The organism is Nocardia sp. NPDC060220 (genome assembly GCF_042727815.1).
In the GTDB taxonomy this organism is placed as follows: domain Bacteria; phylum Actinomycetota; class Actinomycetes; order Mycobacteriales; family Mycobacteriaceae; genus Nocardia.
Genome location: NZ_JBHWZY010000426.1, coordinates 1 through 5875, shown reverse-complemented (window position 1 = coordinate 5875; position 5875 = coordinate 1). Strand labels below are relative to the sequence as shown.

Below are 5875 nucleotides of genomic sequence, written 5' to 3'. Positions count from 1 at the left end.
CGGCCGGATTCCCTCAGCTCTCGAACAACTGCTGCCCGAGGTAGTTCCCGGCCGCGGGGACGCCGGGCGGGATCGCGAACACGGCCGAGCCCACCGGAGTCGTCCATTCGTTCAGCGCGTCGAACTCCGCCAGCCGCTGCTGCACAGGCAGGAACTGGGCATCGACGTCGCGCTGGTAGGCGACGAACAACAGTCCCGAATTCGACAACTTCCCCGGGGCGGGCGCCTCGTCGTAGTTGAAACCGCGCCGCAGGAACCGTTCACCGTCGTGCGTGTGCCTGGCGCGGGCGACATGCGACGACGGCGGGATCACCGGGATGCCGTTGCGGTCCACCGCCGCCAGATCGGGTTCGTCGTGCTCGGCGGTGCCGGTGAGCGGCGCACCGGTGCTGACCTTTCTGCCCACGGTCAGTTCCCGGCCGTCGGCGTCGAGTTCGTCCCAGCGGTCCAGATCCATGGCGATCCGGCGCAGCACCAGCGAGGTGCCACCCGTCAGCCACGGCGTCGACGCACCGTCGTCCCACACCAGACGATCGAAGTCGACCGTGCGCGGGGCGATGTTGACGGTGCCGTCGACCTGGCCCATGAGGTTGCGCATGGTCTGGCCGCGTGGCGCGTCCCGGAAGCCGCGCTGCACCCACCGCACCGTCACCAGCGACTTCACATGCTTGGACAGCACCCGCACCGCGTGCGCTACCGTCGTCGCTTCCTGAGCGCAGACCTGGAGCACCAGATCCGCGCCGGTGTAGGCGGGCTCCAGCCGGTCGACGGGAAACGGCGGCAGCTGCCGCAGCCACCTCGGTCGTCGTGCCGTGAGACCGGTGACGGTGAACAGCTCGGGACCGAAACCGACCGTGACGGTGAGCCGGGCAGGCCGGGCCGCGAGTTCCGGTTCGGTGTCGGCCAGCGCGGGAACGCCCTGGGTGAGCCGCGACGCGTCGTCGGTCCAGATCCGGAGCAGGCCGACGACGTCCTCGCGTCCGACGCCGGGCGCGAGATCGAAACCGGCGAAGGCCACGTGGCCGGGTGGCGTGGTCTCGATGCCGGCCTGGTGCGTGCCGTAGAACGGAACAACGTCGAGCCCCTCGCCGGGTTCTCGTTCCCGATCCCGGAGACCGGCCGCGCCCCAGCCGATTCCGGCCGCGCCGACGACACCCGCTGCCGCCGCTCCCCCGCCGAGCAACCGGCGGCGGGAGAGCCCGGCATGCGGATCAGCCACCGTGCGTCGGGTTCTCGGAGCCCGGCGTGTAATTCTCCTTGCCGCCCGCGAAATCGCGCACCTGGGCGCTGACGACAGTGCTCGAGCCGTCGGAGAAGGTCAGGGTGAGCGAGGTTTCCGCGCCGGTGCGCAGTGGCTGCAACAGGTCCATGAACATCAGATGCTCGGCACCGGGCTTCAGTGTCACTTCACCGTGCGCCGGGATGGTGATGCCGCCCTCCTTCGGCCGCATGGTCTTGGCCCCGGTGCTGTCGGGCACGACCTCGTGGATCTCGACCCGGTCCGAGGCCGGGCTGGTCGCGGCGACCAGGGTGACCGGCACGTCCCCGGTGTTACGCAGGTTGCCGAAGGCGGCGGACATGCCGGAGTCGGCGGCCTTGATCCACTGGTCGCTCATCGTGATCCGGTCACCCGCCGACGCGGGGGCAGCGGGTGCGGGTTCCGAACCCGAGCAGGCGGTGGAGAAGAGGGCGAGGACAGACAGTGCGGTCGCGGCACCGAGACGGCGGGCGACGCGGGGTGAACGCAGGTGGGTACGCGTGTACGCGGACATGGGGAACTCCGATCATCGGGATGGAATGGACCCCGGACCGGCCTGTCGGCACAGCGAATCATCCACCGGGAAGGCGGATTTCGACGGCGTGGAGCTACGCCGGAACGGGGGTGAGTGTGGTCGCGCCCGTTCGGGGCGGACCACGCAGCCCGATGTCCGGTCGTAGGAGGAGTTGCCGGAGCACCGCGCGCTCGTCGGCGGCGGGTCGCCGGACCGCACGCGCGAGGGGGCGCACGACCCCGGCCAGCACGAGGACCAGCTGACGCACGCTGGTGATCGCCCGGCGTACTCCGACTTCGGCGGCGCGAATCGCGATCGCGCCGACCGGGATCGCGACCAGGTGCGCGAGCACCATCGCGGCCGAAAGAGGATGGTGCTGGACATGTCCCAGCGACATCGCGGTGTGCCCGACGCCCTGGCCGACAGCCAGCACCGCCATGGTCGAGACCGGACTGTGTCCGCGTGGCAGCGCGGAGACCACGACACCGATCAGGGCGCAGGCGGCGAACAGCAGGGCCATCGACGAGCCGGTGGGAAGGGCGGTAGCGCCACCGAGGCCGTGCGCGAGCACGGCGACCGCACCGGACGCGGCACCGACCGCCGCGCCGCGTAAGCGCGCGGTGTGATCCGTCGGTGAACGCACAGAGCCATGCTACGACTACGTGTCGTAGACAACGGGATCAGGGCGTATGACCGGGATCTCATCGGCGCCGCACCCGAATTCCGAAGAAGGACTTGACCTTAACCATTGTTTGGGTTTGATGATGGTCTCACCACCGAATGAGGGAGAACATCATGACCACCACCGCCGCCCCCGCCACCTACACCGTTCCCGCACTGAACCGGCCCGTGGCCGTGCTGGGCGCCGCTGCCACCGCCGTGGTGCTGAACCTGATCGTCTGGGCCGTCGGCGCCGCCGCAGGCGGGACGTTCACCACGATCGCCGACGGCAAGGTCACCGATGCCGCACCCGGCGGCGTGATCATGATGTCGGCGGTGCCGGTGCTGATCGGGCTCACCGTCGCCGTGCTGCTGTCCTACGTGTGGACCGGCGTGCTGCGGACCGCCGCCGTGGTCGGATCGGTGCTGTCGATCGCGACCATCGGGCTGACCGTGGCCGCCGACTTCGACACCGCCTCCACCATCGCCCTGTCGGTGATGCACGTGGTGCTGGTGCCGGTCATGGTGATCGCGCTGGAAGGTGTGCGTCGCGGCATCACCGCGAAGTGACCCGAACACACAGCGAAGGCCCCGCCGAGAAACGGCGGGGCCTTTCGCATGCCGAGTTCTAGACCGAGCGGCCGAACAGCAGCTTCCACGGCATGAGCGCCGATTCGAGCTGCACCTTCAGGCTCATCTTCGACGCGCCGACGGTGCGCTCCTCGAAGCGGATCGGCACCTCGGCGATCGTGTAGCCCTTCTTGATCGCGCGGTAGTTCATCTCGACCTGGAACGAATAGCCGTTGCTGCGGATCGACGCCACGTCGATCGCCCGCAGGGTATCGGCCTTCCAGGCCTTGAAACCGGCGGTCGCGTCCTTCACGCCCAGGCGCAGGATCAAGTTCACGTAGAAGTTGGCCCAGGCCGACAGGGCCTTGCGGTACCACTTCCACTCCGCGGCGGTGGAACCACCGGGCACGTAGCGCGACCCCAGCGCCACGCCGACATCGTCGGAGCTCAGCTTCTCGAGCATCGACGGGATCACCTCGGCGGGATGCGACAGATCGGCGTCCATCTGGATCACCACGTCGGCACCCTCGTCCAGCGCCGCGGTGATGCCCGCGATGTAGGCGCGGCCGAGACCGTCCTTCTCGGTGCGGTGCAGCACGCTCACCACATTCGGCAGCTCAGCAGCCAGTTTGTCGGCGACATCACCCGTGCCGTCGGGTGAATTGTCATCTACCACCAGCACGTGCAGATCGGACACCGGCAGAGCCGTCAGCCGCTCCACCGCCACCGGCAGATTTTCCCGCTCGTTGTAGGTCGGCACAACAACGGTAACCCTCAAGGGTCGCCCTCCCTGCTCACCTGGATAGCCCCGCGGCCCAGGATGCGGGCACGGGGCATGTCATCGATTCGTTATGACGGTACTCGATGGTCCTGACGCTTTCCTGAGTGGCCGTGCGGGCGCTCACCACAGCCGACCCGCGTGGACCAGCGCGTCGCTGATCAATCCGAGGCCGAACACGACGAAAAGCACCCTGATGACCGGCGGCCCGAAGCGGGTGATGCCCCGCACGAGCAGGCGGTATACCCGCCGCGCGCGCGGTGTCCGCCGCATGGCGACAGCGAGCACGACCAACGGCAGGATCAGGGCGATGGCGCAGTAACCGGCCACGATCACCGGCCACACCACCGGCAGCGGGCGCTGTGCGGACAGCAGGGCCAGGGCCGCGAGGTACGGCACCGAGGTCGGCACCTTCGCCAAACCCAGCGTGAAGCCGAGCACGCCCATCAGCCACGGATGCTTACGCACCGGCTCGACCCAGCGACCACCGGTGGGCGCGGTGGTGTCCACCGGCAGCACGGCGACCGCGATCAGCACCAGGCCGATCACCAGCTCGCCCCAGTACCGCAGAGCCGGGGTCAACTCGAAGTCGAGGAGCCGGACCAGGAAGTCGATGCCGAGTACGGTGCACACGCCGAAGACCACGGAGATCGCGAAAACGCCGCCGAGGAAGCTGAGCACACCCGTCATCGGCGAGCGCCGGGTCAGCCTGGCGTCGGCGACCACGGCCGTGGTGATCGCCACCAGCAGCACATCGAGCGCGTCGAGCAGAGCGAACCCGAGCAGGGCCAACAGTCGATACCCATCCATGACATGGCTGACCCTACTCGCCGGTCATATTTCGATCGCCGACCCGTTCGTCACACCAGCACCACCCGAATCCCGCGGCGAAAGTCCTTGACCTGCGCGGTCTCGAAATCGATCCTGCCATCTGGACTGGACTCCCCCGCAAACGGCGCTCGGTGGTTACGCTTTTGAGCACCGGCCGTGCCGGGATCCGCGATCGTGAAGGGGCAGACATCGTGGCAGAAATGTCTTTCGACCCGTCAGCGCTCGACGCTTATCAGCGTGCGGCAGCTCGGGTTTCCGAACTTCTTGGCACAGCGGCCACAGAGACGACGACCGCGGCCGGGGTCGACCTGTCCGGGCTCGGCGTGCTCGGGCGTGAATTCGCCGCCGCCTGGACACAGGCCGCGGGCGACCACGCGTCGACGCTGAGCACGGCGGGCAACCTGGTCACCGCCTATCAGGACATCTTGAATCGCTTCGGCGCCAGCGTGACCGGGATCGATTCCGGGCTGGCGGGCGATCTGCGAGCAGCCGAGGGAGAGGTGGCGTGATGCGTTCCAAGTCGCTGGTCACCGAGACCACGGTCAGCACGATCACCCCCGCCGAGGCCGAGGCGAAGATCGAGCCGGTGATCGCGCTGCTCGAAGTTCCATTGCTCGAGTTGCGGAGATCGCTGGGCAGCAACACTTCCGCCGATCCCGACGCGTCCGTGGTCGCCGCGCTCACGTCGGCATCCGCCGCGACCACGGCTACCGAAGACCCGCATCGGCTCGGGCTGTACGCGCTCGAGTCGACCGAGACCGCGGCACCGGCCACCCCCGCGCTGCGGCAGACCGCCACCGAGGTCTCGGCCGCGGCCGATCGCGGGACCAGTTTGAGCTCGCTGCTCGGGCAGGCGTATTCGACACAGTCGACCGCAGCCGCCAAGGTCGACGCGATCATCGCCGACTTCCGGGCCAAGGCGAAGAAGGCCGCGCCCGCGGTGAACGAGAACAACCTCGACGCCATCGTCGAGCTGGCCGAAGAGGCCATTTCGGAAGCGGTCGGGGTGGTGGGCAACGCCAGCACCGAGATGGATCAGTACACCCGCGACACCAAGGGGCTCACCAGCGATCTCGGCGGGACCAACGGGGTAACCGTGCCCACCGGCGCGACGGAGGTGGCGCCCGGGGTCTATGTGCTCGGCACCGGCGGGTCCGATACGTCGTCGTGGGACGACTCCTCGTGGGATGACGAGGACGACAACATCGATCCGGCGACAGCGGCGCAGATCGCGTTGCAGGAGGCCTTGATCGACGGTGGGGTG

At 68.6% G+C, this 5875-nt stretch carries 7 protein-coding genes and 1 pseudogene; 3 read left to right on the top strand and 5 right to left on the bottom strand.

Features of this window, described 5'->3' with window-relative positions; translation table 11 throughout:
* Positions 1–13: 13 nt before the first annotated feature.
* The 3 genes from ACFWF3_RS21465 to ACFWF3_RS21455 all read right to left on the bottom strand — a co-directional run bounded on the left by ACFWF3_RS21465 (position 14) and on the right by ACFWF3_RS21455 (position 2415).
* A complete protein-coding gene (locus ACFWF3_RS21465) occupies positions 14–1219 on the bottom strand; it encodes a Dyp-type peroxidase (protein ID WP_379315011.1) in 1206 nt (401 codons plus the stop codon).
* Positions 1212–1772, bottom strand: coding sequence for a copper chaperone PCu(A)C (locus ACFWF3_RS21460; RefSeq protein ID WP_379315010.1), 561 nt, complete (start codon positions 1770–1772; stop codon positions 1212–1214). Before ACFWF3_RS21460 ends, ACFWF3_RS21465 begins: the two co-directional genes overlap by 8 nt.
* Before the next feature lie 94 nt (positions 1773–1866).
* Entirely contained in the window at positions 1867–2415 is a 549-nt protein-coding gene (locus ACFWF3_RS21455; protein ID WP_379315009.1) for a hypothetical protein, read from the bottom strand.
* A 152-nt stretch (positions 2416–2567) separates the two neighbouring features.
* On the opposite strand from ACFWF3_RS21455, the gene ACFWF3_RS21450 reads away from it, so the two are divergent.
* Positions 2568–3002, top strand: coding sequence for a DUF6069 family protein (locus tag ACFWF3_RS21450; RefSeq protein WP_379315008.1), 435 nt, complete (start codon positions 2568–2570; stop codon positions 3000–3002).
* A 58-nt stretch (positions 3003–3060) separates the two neighbouring features.
* Here the strand turns inward: ACFWF3_RS21450 and ACFWF3_RS21445 are convergent, their stop codons facing one another.
* Both ACFWF3_RS21445 and ACFWF3_RS21440 read right to left on the bottom strand, forming a co-directional pair.
* The gene (locus tag ACFWF3_RS21445; RefSeq protein ID WP_228536832.1) at positions 3061–3780 is read right to left on the bottom strand and encodes a polyprenol monophosphomannose synthase; all 720 of its coding nucleotides are present in this window, start codon (positions 3778–3780) and stop codon (positions 3061–3063) included.
* 123 nt (positions 3781–3903) lie between these two features.
* Positions 3904–4590, bottom strand: coding sequence for a GAP family protein (locus ACFWF3_RS21440; RefSeq protein ID WP_379315007.1), 687 nt, complete (start codon positions 4588–4590; stop codon positions 3904–3906).
* Positions 4591–4811: 221 nt separating this feature from the next.
* Between ACFWF3_RS21440 and ACFWF3_RS21435 the strand changes: the two genes are divergently transcribed.
* Together ACFWF3_RS21435 and ACFWF3_RS21430 are read left to right on the top strand one after the other, a co-directional pair.
* The gene (locus ACFWF3_RS21435) at positions 4812–5120 is read left to right on the top strand and encodes a hypothetical protein (RefSeq protein ID WP_379315006.1); all 309 of its coding nucleotides are present in this window, start codon (positions 4812–4814) and stop codon (positions 5118–5120) included.
* Positions 5120–5875, top strand: a pseudogene (locus tag ACFWF3_RS21430) (hypothetical protein); the annotation flags it as partial. The gene ACFWF3_RS21435 and the pseudogene ACFWF3_RS21430, both read left to right, overlap by 1 nt.